This is a genomic window from Actinoallomurus sp. CA-150999 (assembly GCF_050942425.1).
Lineage (GTDB): Bacteria > Actinomycetota > Actinomycetes > Streptosporangiales > Streptosporangiaceae > Actinoallomurus.
On record NZ_CP192063.1, the window covers coordinates 5,126,723 to 5,145,111 of the forward strand.

At 68.1% G+C, this 18,389-nt stretch carries 15 protein-coding genes and 3 pseudogenes; 6 read left to right on the forward strand and 12 right to left on the reverse strand.

The window, feature by feature from the left end; translation table 11 throughout:
* Positions 1 to 5: 5 nt before the first annotated feature.
* The 3 genes and pseudogenes from ACQP2O_RS24025 to ACQP2O_RS24035 form a co-directional block, all read right to left on the reverse strand.
* A pseudogene (locus tag ACQP2O_RS24025) lies at positions 6 to 286 on the reverse strand (IS5/IS1182 family transposase); the annotation flags it as partial.
* A gap of 110 nt (positions 287 to 396) precedes the next feature.
* The gene (locus tag ACQP2O_RS24030; RefSeq protein WP_433189237.1) at positions 397 to 969 is read right to left on the reverse strand and encodes a TetR/AcrR family transcriptional regulator; all 573 of its coding nucleotides are present in this window, start codon (positions 967 to 969) and stop codon (positions 397 to 399) included.
* A gap of 154 nt (positions 970 to 1,123) precedes the next feature.
* Entirely contained in the window at positions 1,124 to 1,591 is a 468-nt protein-coding gene (locus ACQP2O_RS24035) for a winged helix-turn-helix transcriptional regulator (RefSeq protein WP_433189240.1), read from the reverse strand.
* Positions 1,592 to 1,682: 91 nt separating this feature from the next.
* Between ACQP2O_RS24035 and ACQP2O_RS24040 the strand changes: the two genes are divergently transcribed.
* Positions 1,683 to 2,186, forward strand: a complete 504-nt coding sequence (locus ACQP2O_RS24040; RefSeq protein WP_433189243.1) for a PaaI family thioesterase — start codon at positions 1,683 to 1,685, stop codon at positions 2,184 to 2,186.
* Between the two features lie 217 nt (positions 2,187 to 2,403).
* Here ACQP2O_RS24040 and ACQP2O_RS24045 read toward each other — a convergent pair whose 3' ends face one another.
* From ACQP2O_RS24045 to ACQP2O_RS24060, 4 genes are all read right to left on the reverse strand, one after another.
* Complete coding sequence (locus ACQP2O_RS24045) at positions 2,404 to 3,471, reverse strand: alkene reductase (RefSeq protein WP_433189246.1); 1,068 nt, start codon at positions 3,469 to 3,471, stop codon at positions 2,404 to 2,406.
* Between the two features lie 587 nt (positions 3,472 to 4,058).
* Positions 4,059 to 6,251 carry an ATP-binding SpoIIE family protein phosphatase gene (locus tag ACQP2O_RS24050; protein WP_433189249.1) on the reverse strand — a complete coding sequence of 731 codons (2,193 nt, stop codon included), beginning with the start codon at positions 6,249 to 6,251 and terminating at the stop codon, positions 4,059 to 4,061.
* Positions 6,252 to 6,346: 95 nt separating this feature from the next.
* Complete coding sequence (locus ACQP2O_RS24055; RefSeq protein WP_433189252.1) at positions 6,347 to 8,236, reverse strand: propionyl-CoA synthetase; 1,890 nt, start codon at positions 8,234 to 8,236, stop codon at positions 6,347 to 6,349.
* A gap of 181 nt (positions 8,237 to 8,417) precedes the next feature.
* Positions 8,418 to 9,329, reverse strand: coding sequence for an alpha/beta hydrolase (locus ACQP2O_RS24060; RefSeq protein WP_433189255.1), 912 nt, complete (start codon positions 9,327 to 9,329; stop codon positions 8,418 to 8,420).
* Positions 9,330 to 9,452: 123 nt separating this feature from the next.
* On the opposite strand from ACQP2O_RS24060, the gene ACQP2O_RS24065 reads away from it, so the two are divergent.
* The 4 genes and pseudogenes from ACQP2O_RS24065 (at position 9,453) to ACQP2O_RS24080 (ending at position 12,496) form a co-directional block, all read left to right on the forward strand.
* Positions 9,453 to 9,962, forward strand: a complete 510-nt coding sequence (locus tag ACQP2O_RS24065) for a winged helix-turn-helix transcriptional regulator (protein WP_433189258.1) — start codon at positions 9,453 to 9,455, stop codon at positions 9,960 to 9,962.
* A gap of 271 nt (positions 9,963 to 10,233) precedes the next feature.
* Positions 10,234 to 10,785, forward strand: a pseudogene (locus tag ACQP2O_RS24070) (enoyl-CoA hydratase/isomerase family protein); the annotation flags it as partial.
* 148 nt (positions 10,786 to 10,933) lie between these two features.
* On the forward strand, positions 10,934 to 11,203 hold the full coding sequence (locus ACQP2O_RS24075) for an enoyl-CoA hydratase/isomerase family protein (RefSeq protein WP_433191148.1): 270 nt from the start codon (positions 10,934 to 10,936) through the stop codon (positions 11,201 to 11,203).
* A gap of 279 nt (positions 11,204 to 11,482) precedes the next feature.
* Complete coding sequence (locus ACQP2O_RS24080; protein ID WP_433189261.1) at positions 11,483 to 12,496, forward strand: NADP-dependent oxidoreductase; 1,014 nt, start codon at positions 11,483 to 11,485, stop codon at positions 12,494 to 12,496.
* Between the two features lie 125 nt (positions 12,497 to 12,621).
* Here the strand turns inward: ACQP2O_RS24080 and ACQP2O_RS24085 are convergent, their stop codons facing one another.
* Entirely contained in the window at positions 12,622 to 12,750 is a 129-nt protein-coding gene (locus ACQP2O_RS24085; RefSeq protein WP_433191149.1) for a CGNR zinc finger domain-containing protein, read from the reverse strand.
* Between the two features lie 131 nt (positions 12,751 to 12,881).
* Positions 12,882 to 13,229 (reverse strand): annotated as a pseudogene (locus tag ACQP2O_RS24090) (ABATE domain-containing protein); the annotation flags it as partial.
* A 49-nt stretch (positions 13,230 to 13,278) separates the two neighbouring features.
* Here ACQP2O_RS24090 and ACQP2O_RS24095 point away from each other — a divergent pair.
* Complete coding sequence (locus ACQP2O_RS24095) at positions 13,279 to 14,151, forward strand: alpha/beta fold hydrolase (protein ID WP_433189264.1); 873 nt, start codon at positions 13,279 to 13,281, stop codon at positions 14,149 to 14,151.
* Between the two features lie 184 nt (positions 14,152 to 14,335).
* On the opposite strand, the gene ACQP2O_RS24100 is transcribed toward ACQP2O_RS24095, so the two are convergent.
* The 3 genes from ACQP2O_RS24100 to ACQP2O_RS24110 all read right to left on the reverse strand — a co-directional run bounded on the left by ACQP2O_RS24100 (position 14,336) and on the right by ACQP2O_RS24110 (position 18,126).
* A complete protein-coding gene (locus ACQP2O_RS24100; protein ID WP_433189267.1) occupies positions 14,336 to 15,787 on the reverse strand; it encodes a DHA2 family efflux MFS transporter permease subunit in 1,452 nt (483 codons plus the stop codon).
* Positions 15,788 to 15,912: 125 nt separating this feature from the next.
* Positions 15,913 to 16,611 (reverse strand): SDR family oxidoreductase, encoded by a 699-nt coding sequence (locus ACQP2O_RS24105; protein WP_433189269.1) that lies wholly within the window; start codon positions 16,609 to 16,611, stop codon positions 15,913 to 15,915.
* A 498-nt stretch (positions 16,612 to 17,109) separates the two neighbouring features.
* Positions 17,110 to 18,126 carry an NADP-dependent oxidoreductase gene (locus ACQP2O_RS24110; RefSeq protein WP_433189272.1) on the reverse strand — a complete coding sequence of 339 codons (1,017 nt, stop codon included), beginning with the start codon at positions 18,124 to 18,126 and terminating at the stop codon, positions 17,110 to 17,112.
* Positions 18,127 to 18,389: the final 263 nt, after the last annotated feature.

Genomic DNA, 18,389 nt, shown 5'->3' on the forward strand with positions numbered 1-18,389 from the left:
CCTGGTCATCCGGCGATGGTGAGGCGATGCGGGACGGCGATATTGAGCTTGGCGTGGTGGACGCCACGGAGCGGCGGCTTCGGTGGATCTTCCAGCTCTTCGGCCGGGCGAAGACGTTCTCGTCGCGCGAACGGGCTTCGCGGTGTGGGCGGTTGTGTTCCTCCTGCCAAGCCGGCAGTTCGGTCTGGCCGCGCTCGCGACGGTGCGCGATTACCAGGCCGGTGTCCGGGTGGCCGCCACCCGCGATTGTGGTTCTGCTGACGGCGTGCTTCGCATCGGATAACTCTCACGCCTTGCAGTCGTTGCCCTCGGCCAAATCTGCCTCGCGGCTGGCCGGTGCGAGGTGAGGTTGGAGAAGCCTCCCGGCGACGCCGTGGGCGGCCATGAGCCATCCCCTCAGTTCATGAATGTGAGGGCGTTCTCAATTCCCCGCTCAAGGACCTCATCGGCGAACTTCCGGTCGGAGAGGGCGCGGGACAGTTGCAACGTCCCCACCATCATGGTGAAGAGCCCGATGGCCTTGCCGCGAGCTGACTGCGGATGCTCAGGTGTCAGGCGGGCGGCGATCTCTTCCACGATGTCCCGCGCGCCGTCGGTGTAGGCCTGCTTGGTCCCGTCCCCGCAGCGGCCGATTTCGTCGAGCAGGGCGGCGGAGGGGCATCCGACGCCGGGGTGGTCCCGGTGCTCAGGCGAGAGATAGTCGCGAACGAGGTCCTCGAGTCCCGGGCGGCCGGGCCGCAGAGTGCCGTACCTCGCGACCTGCGTGCGCAGTTCGTCGGCCACGACATGGGCGACGAGGTCGTCCTTGGACGCGAAGTGGGCGTAGAAGGCTCCGTTGGTTAGCCCGGCATCCGACATCAGCGTGGAGACGCCCGAACCGTCTATGCCGTCCTGCTTGAACCGATGGCCGGCCTTCTCGATGATCCGTTGCCGCGTCACCTGTTTGTGCTCCTTGGCGTAGCGCACCACGAGCTTCCTCCATTCGCTGGGTTAGGCCATTGCCTCGCGCTCAAGCCTAATCTATGGTCTGACACCCGTAATATTATGATCGGTAGGTCACGTGAGGGCTGTGGTTCCCCCCGTGCGTCGCTACACCTCGGCCTGCGAGTCCCAGGCCGATGGCTCACGACCGCAGACGAGCACCAGGTCCCAGCCGGGCAGTGACTTCCCCAGGGGTGAGGGCGGAATGCTCCGCGGAGCACTCGACGACGACGCGGACCGGAGCGTCGCAGTCAGAGTGACGAACGTCCAGTACGGGGCCCTCGGGACCGAGGGTGTACGTCTCGCCCCACTGGCTCAGCGCCATCAGGACGGGCCACAGGTCCCAGCCCTTGCGGGTCAGGCGGTACTCGTTGCGGGAGCGGCTGCCGGGCTCCTGGTAGGGGGCGGTCTTCAGGACGCCGGCCCAGATCAGCTTCCGGAGGCGGTCGCTGAGGACGGCCTCCGACAGGCCGATGTGGCGATGGAAGTCGTCGAAGCGGCGGACTCCGTTGACGGCGTCACGCAGGATCAGCAACGTCCATTTCTCTCCGACCACGTCGAGCGTGCGCTGGACGGGACAGTTCTCCGTGCTCGCCTCAAGCCACTCCATCCTGCCATCGTAAGGGCCTGGCTTCGTCATTGACAGTCAGGTGACGCGAGGCTAGCTTCACTTGAAAAAGCCAGATGGAGGGCGCTCGGCCGTGGGACGAACACGTACGTATCACTGGGAAGATCCCACCATCCTCGCGGAAGCCGCCGGACGCATGGCCGGCATCGACTTCCTGCGCGACGTGCGTGCGGGACGACTGCCGGGGCCGCCCATCAACTACACCATCGACTTCACCCTGGACGAGGTCGAGCCCGGCAGGGCGGTCTTCTCCCTGACGCCGGGTGAGGAGCACTACAACCCGATCGGCAGCGTGCACGGCGGCATCTTCGCCACTCTGCTGGACTCGGCAGCGGGTTGTGCCGTCCAGTCCACCCTCCCGCAAGGCATGGCATACACCTCACTCGACCTGACGGTGAAGTTTCTGCGGCGGATCACCGTGGACACGGGCACGGTGCGCGCCATCGGCACGGTTGTCAGCAGGGGCCGTCAAACCGCCCTCGCCCAGGCGCAGTTGGTCGACGGGACGGACCGTCTGCTCGCCCACGCCACCAGTAGCTGCCTGCTCTTCCCGGTGCTTCCTCCCTCTCAAGGATGACCCTCAGTGGCGGCCGGTGAATCGGGCCTGGCCACCGACGCACCGCGAGGTGATGCCGGATTCCCTCGTAGCTTGGCGCATAACGACGGGGCGCGAGGTGAAGCGGCTGTGGCGCACGTCGGTAGCGGTGCAGTAGCTCCTCGGGTCGCGGGCCACCGTGCGCCACAGCTGTATCGAGGTGCCCGAAGTCGGTGATTCCCGCATGCACCGGGCTTCGTTAGGCGGCGTGGGTGGGGTAGTCGGTGTAGCCAGCCGCGCCACCGCCGTAGAAGGTGGCGGGGTCGGGGGAGTTCAGGGGTGCGCCGGAGCGCACGCGCTCGACGAGGTCGGGGTTGGCGAGGGCCATGGTGCCGACAGTGATGACGTCGGCCAGGCCGTCTTCGATGTCCTTGGCGCGGGTGGGAATGTCAGCACCGGCCCGGTTGAGTATCAGTGTGGTCGGCCACAGCTTGCGGAGGGTGAAGAGGAGCTCCTCGTCGCCGCCGTGGCCGATGTGCAGGTAAGCGAGGTTGAGGGAGGCGAGGGCGCGCAGGAGGTGCGGGTAGAGCTCGTGGGGGTCGCTCTCTGTGAGGTCGTTGAGTTGGAAGGGGTTGCCAGGAGAGATCCGGATGCCGGTTCGGCCGGCGCCGATCTCGTCGGCCACGGCCGTGGCGACCTCCACCGCGAAACGGATGCGGTTGTCGAGGGAGCCCCCGTACTGGTCGGTGCGTTGGTTGGCGCTGGGGAAGAGGAACTGGTTGACCAGGTAGCCGTTGGCGCCGTGGATCTCGACGCCGTCGGCGCCGGCCGCGATGGCGGCCGCGGCAGCGCGCCGGAAGTCGTCGACCGTCGCGGCGACCGCCTCGGTGGACAGCTCGCGCGGCACCGGCATTTCCTGGAGCCCGGACGCGGTGAACGTGAGACCCGCCGGCTTGATCGCGGAGGGGGCCACCGGCAGCCGGTGGTGGGGGGTGTTGTCCGGGTGGGAGATTCGCCCGGCGTGCATCAGCTGGATGACGATGCGCCCGTCGGCCTCGTGTACGGCGTCGGTGACCTTGCGCCAGCCCGCGATGTGTTCCTCGGTGTAGATGCCTGGGGTCACCGGGTAGCCCTGACCGTCGGCTGAGGGCTGGGTGCCCTCAGTGATGATGAGCGCGTGCGAGGCGCGCTGGGCGTAGTACTCGGCGTTCAGCTCGGTCGGTACGCCGTCCGGGGTGGCCCGGCTGCGGGTCAGTGGGGCCATGGCCAGCCGGTGCGGCAAGGAGATCTCTCCGACGGTGGTCGAGTTCCACAATGCGTTGAGCATGGGTGGTTCCTCAGGTAATGGGTGGTGGATCGCTAAGGGCGGGGGCGGACGCCGTGTGGGCGTGGTCGACTGTGCGGACACCGGGCTTTCCTGCTTCTGAGCCCGATGGCACACCCGTCAGGACCCCCTACCGGTCGAACTGCCCGTCGGCCGGGTTTATAAAATTACGTTCATAATACTATGTGTCGAGGTGGGCGTCGCAAGCGGGGTCCCTGGGGTGAGTCAAGAAGCCTGCGGCCATGTGTGCGGAAGCGGACGCGGCCGGGAACCTTTCACCGGCCTCGCCGGCAGACTGCTCGGTCGCGCCGCCAACCGTCTGTTCAGCCCGCTCCGATGTGAACCGGCACCCCGGCCGACGGCAGCGTGACTTCCAGGGGATGGCCGCGTTCCCCGCGGCACGCGCCCGGCGGTGCCGCACTGAAGTTCATCGGTGGGGTTGCCCGCAACACGACATGCGCACCCGTGCGTCACGCCCAAGGACGCCAGTGGCGGCACCACAGTCGGTCGCCATGGCCCGGATCGCCGGCCTCACGACGGCGCCGGCTCGAGCCATCGTCTTCGACATCCTCTGTAGCTCGCGCAGAACCTCACGCCAGAGCGGATGAGACTTCGGCAAGGGAGGCTGGAATCAGCTGCTCCGCCCAGATGACCTTGCCTTCGCGGCTGTGCCGTGTGCCCCAGCGTTCGGTGAGCTGGGCGACGAGGAGCAGGCCGCGGCCGCCTTCGTCGAGGACCCGGGCACGGCGCAGGTGAGGGGCGGTGCTGCTGGCGTCGAAAACTTCGCACGTCAGAGTGGATTGGAGGATCATCCGTAGTTGGATGGGGCTCTTGCCGTAGCGGATGGCGTTCGTCACCAGTTCGCTGACCACGAGCTCAGTGGTGAAGGCCATAGCTTCCAGACCCCAGGCGGCCAGCTGAGCGGACGCGTGGACGCGGGCCTTGGAGACGACTGCCGGGTCGCAGGGGAGATCCCATGTGGCGACGTGATCGGCGTCAAGAGCTCCGGTTCGTGCCACAAGGAGGGCGATGTCATCCGCAGGGCGGCTGGGCAGCAGCGCGGACAGCAGTTCGTCACAGGTCTCCTCGAGCGACGCCGGTGCTCGGGCGAGGACGTCGCGCAGCAATGCGAGGGCGGTCTCGACGTCACGAGAGCGGCTTTGGACGAGACCGTCGGTGTACAGAACCAGCCAACTGCCCGGTGGCAGTTCGAACTGGGCGGTTTCGAAGGGGAGCCCGCCCAGGCCCAGGGGCGGGCCGATCGGCAGCTCAGGGAAGTCGACCGCGCGGGATGCGGTGGCATCGCCGTCAGCGGTCGGGGGAGTCACCATGGCCGGCGGAATGTGTCCGGCGCTGGCCAGGGAGCACATGCGGGAGACAGGGTCGTAGACCGCATACAGGCAGGTGGCGCTGATCTCGTCCGTGCCCCGTTCCTCCTCGCGCTGCAGGCGGATGACCACGTCATCAAGGTGTGTCAGCAGTTCGTCGGGCGTCAGGTCGATGTCCGCCAGAGTGCGGACGGCCATCCGCAGCCGGCCCATGGTGGCCGCGGCATGGAGGCCGTGACCGATCACGTCTCCCACGACGAGCGCGACGCGGGCTCCGGAGAGCGGTATCACGTCGAACCAGTCGCCTCCCACGCCCGCTCGCGATCCGCTGGGCAGGTAGCGCGATGCCGTCTCTACGGCGGACTCCTCCGGCACGTGCTGCGGCAGCAAGCTGCGTTGGAGGGTGAGTGCGGTGGAACGCTCCTGGGTGTAGCGACGGGCGTTGTCGATGTTCACCGCTGCTCTGGACACGATCTCCTGGGCCAGAAGCAGCTCATCGTCGTCGAAGGGGGCAGCCGTTTGACGGCGGACGAACTGTGCAAGTCCCAGTGGGCTTCCACGGGCCCACAGCGGGACCAGGCGCATGGAGCGGAGGCCCAAGGCGCGCAGGGCGGGCTCGTGGTCCGCCGACATCGCCAACCATGTGGGGACGTCGCCGGCGGTGGTGCGGAGCCGGAGGGGCTGTCCGCTGGCCAGCACGCAAGCCGGCTCCGAGCCTTCCGGATACGCGTACGTCTGTCCTGTGACGACTCCCGGGTCCGGACAGCTGTCCGAGACCGACTGGGCGACTCGGCGGAGCGTCGGAGGTCCGGCTACCACGTACGTCCCCTCCTCTTGGAGGGCGGAGGAAAGGAGGTCGACGGTGACGAGGTCTGCGAGGTGGTCGGTACCGACGTCCGCCAGTTCCTGCGCGGTACGGGTGGTGTCCAGGGCGGTCCCGATCCGTGTCCCGGCCTCGTTTATCATGATCAGCCGCCGCTGCAGCCAGCGGTCGCGTTCCCTCTGGTATGCCGCGACGGTCTGTTCCGCCGTGCGATCGACGTACTCGAAGGCCATCGCGCTCAGTGTGACCGTCGTCGCGTTGATCAGCTCCTGGGACCCGGCGACACGAGCTGTTTCCGTATAAAGCTGATGAAGCAGATCTGCGTGGACGAGCCGATAGATACGAAGAAGCTGGCTGATCGGCACCCCGTGATCAGCGAGTCGGCAAGCGAACTCGATGGCGGCAGGCGGTGTCCTGACCTCGGTCATATCAAGGTCGCGCTCCAGGAAATCCAGACTGGCGGCGACGTGTTCGGACAACGCTACCGGCGCCAGGGCGGCGATGTCCTTGTACTTCCACACCTCGGGAAGCTCGCCGCGCAGGTGTCGCAGGATCACGTCGACCAACTGATCCGCTCGGGGTGCGAGGCCTCGAGCGAGATCGCTGAGGAAGACATTGGCGTCGGTCCCCATAATCAGAATGTACCCACACCCTGGTCGACGGGCCGTGCCCTGCGGAGTCCGGTGGACGCGCTCGCCCACCGTCGGCCAGGCCGTGAGTCAGCCGTTCAGGGGGTGTGACCGGAACGGCGGAGAACAGGGCGCAGGACCTCGATGACGCCGGGGTCGTCCACCGTGGAGGGGACGGGTTCGTCGCGGCCATCGGCGATGCCGCGCATCGTCTTGCGCAGAATCTTTCCCGAGCGGGTCTTGGGCAGGGCGGCCACGACCGCGACGTCCTTGAGAGAGGCGACGGCGCCGATGCGCTCGCGTACGAGCTGGACGAGTTCGGCCTCGACCTCGCTCGGTTCGCGGTTGATGCCGGCTTTGAGGACGACGAAGCCGCGGGGTACTTGTCCCTTCAGGGCGTCGGCGACGCCGATGACGGCGCATTCGGCAATGTCGGGATGGGCGGCCAGGGCCTCTTCCATGCTGCCGGTGGACAGCCGGTGTCCGGCGACATTGATGACGTCGTCGGTTCGGCCCATGACGAAGACGTAGCCGTCGTCGTCGATGTGGCCGCTGTCGCCGGTGAGGTAGTAGCCCGTGTAGGCGGAGAGGTAGGAGGCGACGTATCGGTCGTCGTCCTTCCAGAGAGTGGGGAGTGCGCCGGGCGGCAGGGGGAGCCTCACGACGATCGCACCGTCGACGCCCGCGGGCGCCGGCTCGCCCGAAGGGTCGAGGACACGTACGTCCCAGCCCGGCAGTGGGCGGGTGGGGGACCCGGGCTTGATGGGAGCGGCCTCGATGCCCACGGGGTTGGCGACGATGGGCCAGCCGGTCTCGGTCTGCCACCAGTGGTCGATCACCGGGATGCCCAGAAGTGCGCTCGCCCAGTGATAGGTCTCGGGGTCGAGGCGCTCGCCGGCGAGGAAGAGGTGGCGCAGGCCGGTCAGGTCGTAGTCCGCGGTGAGCGTTCCCTTCGGGTCCTCCTTGCGGATGGCCCGGAAGGCGGTGGGTGCCGTGAACATGGTCTTGACCCGGTGCTCGGCGGCAACGCGCCAGAACTGGCCCGCGTCCGGGGTGCCGACCGGCTTGCCTTCGTACAGGACCGTCGTGGCGCCGACGAGCAGGGGCGCGTAGACGATGTACGAGTGCCCGACGACCCAGCCGACGTCGGAGCCGGTGAACATCGTCTCGCCCGGGCCCACGTCGTAGACGGCTCCCATCGACCAGTGGAGGGCGACCGCGTAGCCACCGCAGTCACGCACGACTCCCTTGGGTTTTCCGGTCGTCCCTGACGTGTAGAGGATGTAGAGGGGATCAGTGGCGGGGATGGGAACGCAGTCGGCCGGCGCTGCGGCGGCGACCAGGTCGCCCCAGTCGAGATCGTCGGGTCCCAACTCGGTCGGCTCCTGCGGGCGTTGCAGGATCACACTCTTCTCGGGCTTGTGGACCGCGAGTTCGATCGCCCGGTCGAGCAGGGGCTTGTAAGCGATGACACGGTTGCCCTCGATGCCACAGGAGGCGGAGACGACCACCTTGGGAGCCGCGTCATCGATACGGAGGGCGAGTTCGTGCGGCGCGAACCCACCGAAGACGACCGAGTGGACCGCGCCGATACGTGCGCAGGCCAGCATCGCGACAACGGCCTCGGGGACCATCGGCATGTAGATGACCACACGATCACCGTGCCCGACGCCGAGCTGCGCGAGTGCTCCGGCGAAGGCCGCCACCTCGTTCCTCAGCTGCGCGTAGGTGTAAGTGCGCCGAGTGTCGGTCACCGGTGAGTCATAGATGAGCGCGGGCTGTTCGCCGCGGCCGGCTTCGACGTGCCGATCGACCGCGTTGAAACAGACGTTGAGCCGCCCGCCGGGAAACCAGCGATAGAAGGGCGCGCCTGAGGAGTCCAGGGCGCGTTGCGGAGTGACATCCCAGTCGATGCCCTCTGCCGCCTTCAGCCAGAAGCTCTCCGGGTCTTCGGTACTGGCACGGAAGACATCCTCGTATATCCCCATCGCGCACTCCTTTGCGGCTTCGGGGCCGGGCTGCGGCGGCGGTGTACACAGCGGTGTGGGACACGAATACCCCATGCCGGACGCCATGGTCCAGCAGGCCTGCGCGGACCCGGCCGGCATATGTTGGACAGGGCTGCGACCGGGTGCGCCGAAGCCCTGCGTCAACAAGCGGCTCTTCTGGTCAGGCACCGAGGTGCTTGCGGAGCCACTGCCCCATCTGCCCGATCGCCTCGTCCACCTCGGGCACGCGGCCCGCGCCCAGGACGAACGAGTGCTGTCCCTCGGGCAGTGAGTGGACCTGGGAGGTGACCTTGAAATCGGCGAGCCGGCGGCCGAGCTCGGCACCGTCGTCGGCGAGGGTCTCGTACTCGCCGTAGTAGACGATCGTGGGCGGGAGGCCGGTCAGATCGGCGTTCACGAGGCTGATTTGGGGGTCGGCGAAGTCCACTGCGGGGTCCTGCAGCCAGGCTCCTCGGAAGAGTTCGAGGGTGGCGCGGCTGAGCATCTTGTCGTTGTCTTCGTTCTCGTCTACCGACGGGTTCTGGATGGTGAGGTCGGTCCACGGCGAGACGCTGACGATCGCGCCCGGGGTCGCCTCACCCTTTGCGAGCAGACGCAGCGGCAGCATCACCGCGAGGGTGCCGCCGATGGAGTGGCCGGTACTGCCGATGTTCCGGGGCTCGTAGCCCTGCGAGAGCAGCCACTGGTAGGCCGTCTCGGCGTCGTCGAGCTGCGCCGGGTACGGATGTTCCGGCGCCAGGCGGAAGTCCACGACGAGGGAGCGGGCGCCGGCCGCCTTCGCGATGTGGCCCGCGGCCTTGCGGTCGGAGTGCATCGAGGCGGTGACCGACCCGCCGAAGTGGAAGTGGAGCAGGGCCCGGTCGGGGTCGGCGCCCTCGGGGATGGCCCACAGGGCCGGGACGCCGCCTGCGTCAACCTCCGCGTAGGTGACGCCTTCCGGCTCGGTGGACGCCTTGTGGTTGGAGTCGACGATGTCGCGGATGACGGCGAGATCGAGGCCCGGCGTCGCGGACTTCGCGCTCACTCCGGCGAGGAACTCGGCGAACTCGTGTGCTTCCTTGCTTACGCCCATGATGGCGCTCCTTCTCAGGCGGGTGCCGTGCCGGGGGTTTCCGCGCAGCGGCCGGATCGATGTGCTGGTGACGCTACTATCTGAGTATTAGAAAGTAAACTCAGGCTCGGCTAGAATCCCTCCATGGACGCGTGGAATGAAGCTCGTACGGCCGTCGACCTGGATCCCGGCCTCGAGCGGGACATGTCGAACTGCTCGATCGCGCGGACCCTGGAGATCGTGGGTGAGAAGTGGACGATCCTGATCCTGCGAGAGATCTGGTACGGCGCGTCCCGGTTCAGCGACTTCGAACGCATCCTGGGCTGTCCCCGTAACCTGCTCGCGGCACGACTGCGAATGCTCGTCGAGGAAGGGATCCTGGCCACCGAGACGTACAAGGAGCCCGGCTCGCGGAGCCGGCCGAAGTACGTGATCACTTCCAAGGGCATGGATCTGGTACCGGCGGTGATGGGGCTCATGCAGTGGGGCGATCACTACTGCGCTGATCCCGAAGGGCCCGCCGTAATGGCGCGACACCAGGCGTGCGGCGCGCACGTCGACGTCCACCTGCGGTGCGCGGAGGGTCACTCCGTGCCAGCCGAGGAGATAGAGAGCGTCCCTGGCCCCGGCTTTCGAACGAAGCCGGCCGAGTGAGACGGACCGACCGCGGGCCGAGGTCGGTCGGGGCGGTTACGGCACCGGACGGTGCGTGGCGTTCATCCGGGGATGAGTTCGGCGCTCCGCTCGGTGACCTCGTCCCGCAGAGCGGTCCACAGGGTTCGTACGGCGGGGTGCGTCACCGCCTCGCGGCGAACAGCCAGGGTGATGGGGAGTCGGATGTCGATCTCGTTGGCGAGCAGCCGGTGCAGTCGCGCTCGCTGCGCCAGGAACGCCGGGAGAACGCCGATACCGGCCCCCCAAGGCGCTCAACGCCCTGACAGCAGGCATGGTCGCCGCCATCGACCGTGCACTCGCCGCGTGGGAGCGCATGCCGCTGTCTGCTGTGGTGCTCGCCAGTACCAGCACGAAGGCGTTCTGTGCCGGCAGAGACATCCGCACTATTCGCGAGCACAGCCTTGCCGGGGATGCCGAGGCCAGTGAGTGGTTCTTCGCCTCCGAGTACCGGCTCAACGCCCGGATCGCCGAATATCCCGTCCCGGTCGTGTCGCTCATCGACGGCCTGTGCATGGGCGGCGGCCTCGGCCTGTCCGTCCACGGCGCCCTCCGCGTCGTCACCGAGAACGCGGTGCTGGCCATACCCGAGACCGGGATCGGGTTCTTTCCGGATGTCGGGGCCAGCTATTTTCTGTCGAGGCTGCCCGGCGCGATCGGTATGTACCTGGGACTGACAGGGCGCCGGCTCGACGCGGCCGACGCCCTGTACACGGGGCTGGCCACGCACTTCGTCCCCATGGACGGGCTCGACGTGGTCGGGGACGCCCTGGTCGACAACCCCGGCGACCCGGTGGACGTCGTTCTCAACCGCCTCGGCGGCGCCTGCCCGGTGGCGGATAGGGGGCTGGCGAAGGCATGCGGGGACGTGGACTGGGCGTTCGGCGCCCCCGACACTCGGCGAGATCGAGAGACGCCTGCGCCACCTCGATACCCCTTGGGCGGCAGCCACACTGGCCTCTTTGGAGCCCGCCTCGCCGCAGAGCCTGGAGATCACCCACGCCCTGCTGGCCCGGGGCGGGCAGCACACGTTACGCGAGTGTCTCGACACCGAATTCGCCTTAACGCGCACGACCATCCGCACGCCGGACTTCCTGGAGGGCGTGCGCGCGGGCCTGGTTGACAAGGACCGCAGTCCCGTCTGGCAGCGAGCGTCGCGCGGCGGACCACGCTGCCGGCCAGACTTCGGAGACTGGGTTTATTTTTCTATACTCAGCTGCTAGCGTTGTCCGCGTGCAGACGGGATCCCTGCGTGCGACGAGCCCGTGTGGCACAGAAGAGAAGTCTCGCGGTGGCCATGAGCCCTGAGAAGGGGCCGTTTGCGTAGGCGCTTCCGATTGACCGGCGGGCCTCCGCGGTCATCCACCAGGTGCGGACCCGGCGATCGAGCGGATAGACCGGCTGCTCCGGCGGCGACTTGAGGCCCGAGGTGGAAGACCGCCCGACAAACACATCGACCGCCGAGAAAACCACTGAGAAGATCACGCAGAAGGCTGGCTGACATGAAGGCATTCGTCGTCGAGAAGTACGGCAAGGACGGCGTGCGCGCCGCTGAGGTACCCGAGCCCACCGTCGGGGACTGCGACGTCCTGGTGCGGGTGAGCGCCACCAGCATCAACCCATTGGACAAAATGGTCCGCAACGGGGAGTTCAAGCAGCTCCTGAAGTACAAGGCACCGTTCGTGCTCGGTCACGACGTGGCAGGCATCGTGACGCGGGTCGGCTCCGCCGTACGCGACTTCAGAGTCGGCGACGCGGTCTACGCTCGTCCGCGCGACCTGCGCGTCGGAGGCTTCGCGGAGTTCATCTCGATCGACCAGGACGATGTCGCGCTCAAACCGGAGTCGCTCACCCTGCAGGAGGCGGCCGCGGTTCCGCTCGTGGCCTTGGCCGCCTGGCAGGTTCTCGTCGACCGTGCCCGCGTCAGGCCGGGGCAGAAGGTGCTCATCCATGCCGGTGCCGGTGGCCTCGGGTCGACGGTCATCCAGCTCGCCAAGCACCTCGGCGCCACGGTGGCGACGACCACGGACACCCGCACCGAGGAGTTGGTGAGGAGCCTCGGTGCCGACATCGTCTTCGACTACACCAAGGAGGACTTCTCGAAGGTGCTGTCCGGCTACGACCTGGTGCTGGACTCCGTGGGTGGGGCGAATCTCGAGAAGTCGCTGACCGTACTGAAGCCCGGTGGCCTGGCCATCAGTGTCGTGGGCCCGCCGACCGCCGGGTTCGCCAAGCAGCTCGGCGCCCCATCGTTCCTGGGTGTGGCGATGAACATGCTCAGTCGCAAGGTCCGCAAGCAGGCCAAGGCGCTGGGTGTGCGCTACCAGTTCTTCTTCATGCAGGCCAATGGCTCCCAGTTGCGCGAGCTCGGCGCCCTCTACGACAGCGGGCGGCTCCGCCCGGTCATCGACCGGGTCTTCCCGTTCGACCAGACACTCGAGGCGATGGCGCACGTCGAGCAGGGCCGCACCAAGGCTGGCAAGGTCGTGGTCTCGATGGTGCCCGACAACCACTGAGATCGGGCTTTACGACAACCTGGTCCATGGCCAAGGCCCTGCGCCTGTCGCCTGTCGGGGTTGATCACGGTGGCCATCCGTGAGTCGGGCGCGGTCGCATCAGGCGATTTACGCGAACGCCTCCGTCAGCCTTCGGGGGCGCGCTCACTTGATCTGGCTCGGGCCTGATGGAGACGGACCTTGGTGCGATTTCCGCAGCGGGACATGGAGTACCAGCGGCGGTTGTGGGCGGGGGAGTGGTCCAGGAAGCGCAGGGCGCAACGGCCCGCCCCGCGGACGCGTACCTGCCGGATCTCGGCGGACAACAACAGGTCGACGCCGTCCTGCGCGATGAGCGCAAGTGAAACATCAGGATTGTCGCTGAGACTCGCGGTGCCGACGGCATCCAGGTGCTCGTCGACGATGGCGAGCTGCAGAGCGGGCCGGGGGCAGCTGCTGCCGATCGGTTGAGCAGCGTCACGTCGCCGGATGTGGGCAGCTGGCCGTCGGCGACCGTTAGTACGGCCCGATCGATCACCTCGCGCAGCCGTCGGCCGGACGCCAGAACTTCCGCCGTGGCAGGCATGGGTGCGCCCGGCGAGAGCAGGGCGGCGGCCTGGAGCCAGCGCACGAGGTCGTCCGGTTCCCGGAGCGTCTCACCCGGGGCGGTTCTCCACCGGTGCCGAAGGGTGTTGACGAAGTCCAGACAGGGGCGCCCGCCGTGCCAAATCCACTCGCTGTCCGTTGCCAGCACATTAGATTAACCCTCTAAGACGGTTAAATACGTGTAGGGGAGGCGGACCATGAGCCAGCCGACAGTGACGACCGGAGTCACGCAGGTGGACGGGCTCCGTCTGCACTACGTCCGTGCAGGATCCGGACCTCTGCTCGTCCTCCTCCATGGCTGGCCGCAGACCTCCGACTGCTGGCGGCCAGTGTTGGGAGAGCTCGCCGCCGACTTCACCGTCGTGGCTCCCGACCTGCGCGGGTACGGCCTGAGCGACAAGCCCACGACTGGCTACGACAAGCGCCGGATGGCCGCAGACATGGCCGGCCTCGTCGAGGCGCTCGGCTTCGAGCGCGCCGCGGTCGTCGGCCATGACCGTGGCGCCCGCGTGGGGCACCGCTGGGCGCTGGACCGCCCGGACCAGGTGGAACGGCTGGCCGTGCTCGACATCGTGCCCACCCGGGAGATGTTCCGCCGACTGGACGCCTCACTCGCCTCCGGGTACTGGCACTGGCTGTTCCACATGCAACCCGATCTGCCCGAGCGCCTCGTGGGACGCGATATCCGTGGGTATCTCGAGTACTTCTTCGAGCGGTGGACCTACAACCGCCACGGACTGACTCCCGAAGCGGTCGACGCCTACGTCCGCGCGTTCTCCCGTCCGGGCGCCATGCGCGCGAGTTTCGACGACTACCGTGCCATGGAGCAGGACATCGCGCTCGACGACATCGACGTCGCCGAAGCCCGCCGCCTCACCATGCCGGTGCTGGCGCTGTGGGGTTCCGCGGGACTGCCCGCCCGCCTGCCCACTCTGGAGATCTGGCGCGCGTACGCGGACGACGTCACCGGTGCCGAGATCCCAGAATGCGGCCACTTCATCCCGGAGGAGCAACCGGAGGCGCTGCTGGCGCATCTGCGGGCCTTCCTGGACGGCGGGACGAACCGGTGACCCCGCCACCGTGACGGAAACGGCGCCCCTACGATCAAGCGAGCACATGGCCGGCCAGGCAAGCCGTTCGACGGGCCTCGACCACGGCGTGATTTCCCCGCACGGCGAACGCGCCTGGAAGGCAGGACTGGCCGAGGAGGCGGCCCAGCCACAGCTGGCACAGTCGCCCCCCTCAACGCGGGCCTCAGATCGCGACCGGGGCGCCGGCCGGGGCATCCCCCGAGGCCAGGCCGGCAGCCGGACCATCGGCCTTGCGCTGGCGGGGCATCAGGAACGCCAGCACCGCCGCCAGGGCGACTGCACCGGCCCCGACCCAGAGCGCTGGGACCAGCCCGTCCACGAACAGCGAGGCGGACTCGTAGCCGCCTTGGGCGGAGAAGACGGCTGCCAGCGATGCGACGCCGATGGCTCCGCCGACCTCGCGGATCGCGCTGTTGGCGCCGGAGGCGATGCCCTGTTCCTGCGGCCGGACCGTGCTCATTACGAGGTTCGCGCTCGGGGCGAAGAACATCCCCATGCCGATGCCGCAGACGATCAGTGCCGGCAGCAAGGTGGTGTACGACACCTGCGGCTCTACGGCCAGCGCCCAGAGCCCGAGGCCCACCGCGTTCAGGGCTATCCCCACCGCGACGACCGGACCGCCGCCGATACGGTCGGACAGCGCCCCGGCCAGCGGCCCTGCGATCATGGGCATGGCAGTCCAGGGCAGCATCCGCACCCCCGCCTCCATCGGCGAGTAGCCGCCGACCGTCTGCAAGTACTGGCTGAGCAGGAAGATCGCCCCGAACATGCCCAGGAACATCAGCAAGCTCGCCACGTTGATCGCGCTGAAGGCACGGTGGCGGAAGAGCCGCATCGGCAGCATCGGGTGCTTGGCGTGCAGCTCGTAGAAAACGAAGGCGACGAGCAGGGCTGTACCCCCGATCAGACCGCCCAGGTCCGGAACGCTGGTCCAGCCCTCCGCGTTGCCGCGCACCAGTGCGTACACGATGCCGAACAGGCCGCCGCTGGCCAGCACCGCGCCGGCGAGGTCGAGGCTCGGGTCCGGGCCGTGGTTCTCGTCCAACCGCAGCCGGGCGAGCGGGATCAGCGCCAGGCCGAGTGGGACGTTCAGCCAGAAGATCGCCTGCCAGGCGATGTGCTCGGTGAGTGTGCCGCCGATGAGTGGTCCGGTGGCGACGGCGATGCCGCTGGCCGCACCGGAGATACCGAAAGCCGTACCGCGCCGTTCGGCCGGGACGGCCGCCGACAGCAGGGTGAATGTCAGTGGTGTCACGATCGCGGCACCGAGGCCCTGCATCGCACGGGCGGCGATCAGTTCGTTCATACCCGGTGCGAGTGCGGCCGCGGCCGAGGCGGCGGTGAAGATCCCGAGCCCGATGACGAACAGCCGTCGGCGGCCGAAGCGGTCGCCGAGGGAAGCGCCGAACATGAGCAGGACAGCGAAGGTGAGGGTGTAGGCGCTCACCGTCCATTCGAGGTCGTCGAGACCGCCGCCGAGGTCCTCGCGGATGGAGGGGAGAGCGGTGGTGACGACCAGATTGTCGAGCGCGGTGATGAATCCGGCCACGCTGGTGATGAGCACGGCCCATACGGTGGTGCCGCGCCCGGCCGGTTGGCTGCGGTGCTGTTGCATGACGTCCCCTTGCCAGACGTGATCAGTGTTCGATCAAATGGATGTGGAAGTCGGCACGCGACGGCGCGCCGTGAGATTCCGGCCCTCGGTGTCCAAGGGCTCAACGGATTCCTGGGCGGCTGTCCTCAGGGGAGCTGCGGGTACAGGACTGCGACGCCCCCGGACAGCGCGGCCTGCGCCTGGCGGGCGGCGTTGTCCGCAAGGATCTCGTAGGCGCCGGCGGCGATGCCGTCGACGGCGATCCGGGCGATGTCTGCGGGGTCGGACTTGGCTGCGGTGACCTCCCGGACCATGTCGGTGTCCATGTAGCCGACGTGCAGTCCGGACACCCGGATGCCTTGGTCAGCGAGCTGCACGCGCAGGGCGTTGGTGAGCGACCACTCCGCGGATTTGGCGGCGCAGTAGGCGCCGATCTCCGGGAAGCTGACCCAGGACAGGCCGGACAGGATGTTCAGGATCGCCCCGCCGCCGTTGGCTGCGATCTGGGGCGCGAAGCTCCGGATTACCGAAAGGGTGCCGAAGCAATGGGTGTCCATCTCCAGGCGGATGTCGTTCAGGTCGGCGGCGAGCAGGTCGGCACCGCTGGATGACCCCGCGTTATTGATCAGGACCGTCACGTCGTCGGTGGCCTCGGCGGCGGCCGCGACGGAGGCCGGGTCGGTGATGTCCAGCGCGATCGGTTTAACGCCCGGCAGGTCGACCTGGTCGGGGTTGCGGGCGCCGGCGTAGACGGTGGCGCCGCGGCCGAGCAGTTCGGCGGCGAGCGCCCGGCCGAAGCCCCGATTGGCTCCGGTGACAAGGGCGGTGCTGGTGGAAAGGTCCATGGAGAGTTCCTGGTGAAGTAGGAATGGCATGCTGATCGGACCGACCGCGCCGCTGGTGTTCCCGGTCAGCCGCTGGGCAGGTGGTCGGGCCGGTGTGGTGACCGTTGGGTGCGGCTCAGGCGGTGGGGCTGGACCGAAGGGAGACCAGGGCGCTGGTGGCGTGGCCTGGTCCATGAGAGCTGTCGGACGAGTCGTCGTTCGTGAGGACTCACCGCCGTTAAATTATGATCGTAATACTAAGTAGGTAGGCCAGTGATCGCAAGCGCTCCGCGCGGAGAGGGGGAGGGGCGCGTCGTGCCGCCGCAGAGCTCGGTGCTGTCCGTGACGTCGCCCCGGATGGTCCGAGGCGGTGCCGAACCCCGTCGTCGGCAATGAAGGCCGCCGTCGTTCCGGTGCGTTTCCGGCTGGCGCATGGCGTGCACCGATCGTGCTGCGACCAACACGCGAGGGGCCTGCCGTGCGCACGGCAGGCCCACGCGCAGTCCGCTGAAGGCGGACTCAGAGTTTGACGATCATCTTTCCGACGTTCTCGCCCCGCATCAGCGCGAGGAAGGCGTCCAGGGTGTTGTCGAGGCCGTCCCTCACGGTTTCGCGGTAGTGGAGCTTGCCCTCGGCGAGCCAGCCGCCGACCTCGCGGACGAAGTCCGGCTGGAGATCCAGCTCCTCGCTGAACATGAACGCCAGGATGTCCGAACGCGTGACGGACAGGTTCCACAGGTTGCGCGGCCCCACGACCTTCTCGTCGTTGTACTGGGAGACCATCCCGCTCAGGACGATCCGTGCGTGCAGCTTGAGTGCGCCGATCGCCGCCTCCAGGTGCTCGCCCCCGACGTTGTCGAAGAAGACGTCGATGCCGTCCGGCGCCGCCTGCGCCAGCTGCTCGGCGACCGGCCCGTTCTTGTAGTTGAACGCTGCGTCGAAGCCGTACTCCTCGACCAGCAGCTTGACCTTCTCGTCCGAGCCTGCGCTGCCGATCACCCGTCCGGCGCCCTTCAGCTTGGCGATCTGGCCGACCTGGCTGCCGACCGCGCCAGCCGCGCCGGAGACGAAGACCGTGTCGCCCTCCTTGATCTTCGCGAACCGCTCAAGCCCGATGTAGGCGGTGAGGCCGGTGACGCCGAGCACGCCCAGGTAGGCGGTGAGCGGCGCCAGATTCGGGTCCACCTTCTGGGCGGTCGCCGCGTCGATGACCGCATAGTCGCGCCAGCCGAGGACGTGCAGCACATGGTCGCCGGGCGCGAAGCCCTCGGCGTTGGAGGCCAGGACGCGGCCGACCGCGGGGCCGTCCATCGGCGCGCCCACCTCGTACGGCTCGATGTAGGACTTCTTGTCGCTCATCCGACCGCGCATGTAGGGGTCGACCGAGAGGTACTCGTTGGCGACCAAGAGCTGTCCTGGGCCGGGTGCGGGGATGTCCACCTCGCGCAGCGAGAAGTCGGACGCCCCCGGCCAGCCCTCTGGTCGGGCGTCCAGGTGCCATGCACGTGCGGTGGTGGGCAGGGTCTGCTCGGACATGTGGATCAAGTCCCTTCGGTGGGGAGGTGGTGCTCGGATGTGTCGCGGCAAGCCCGCCGTCTGCGCTCTGCCCGGCTTCCGAGACCATTGGCTTATGATCATAATATTAAACCGAAGGGATTGGCGGCTGCAAGGCGGGCGCGCCCGCAGCGAGTTGAGGAGCTCCTCCATCGTCCGGTCGCCTGGGTCGACATCGGTCCCGGATCGCACCGAGCGGTTCCGACGCCCGCTTGGCGGCCTCGCAGGCGGCGTCGGCATGTTCG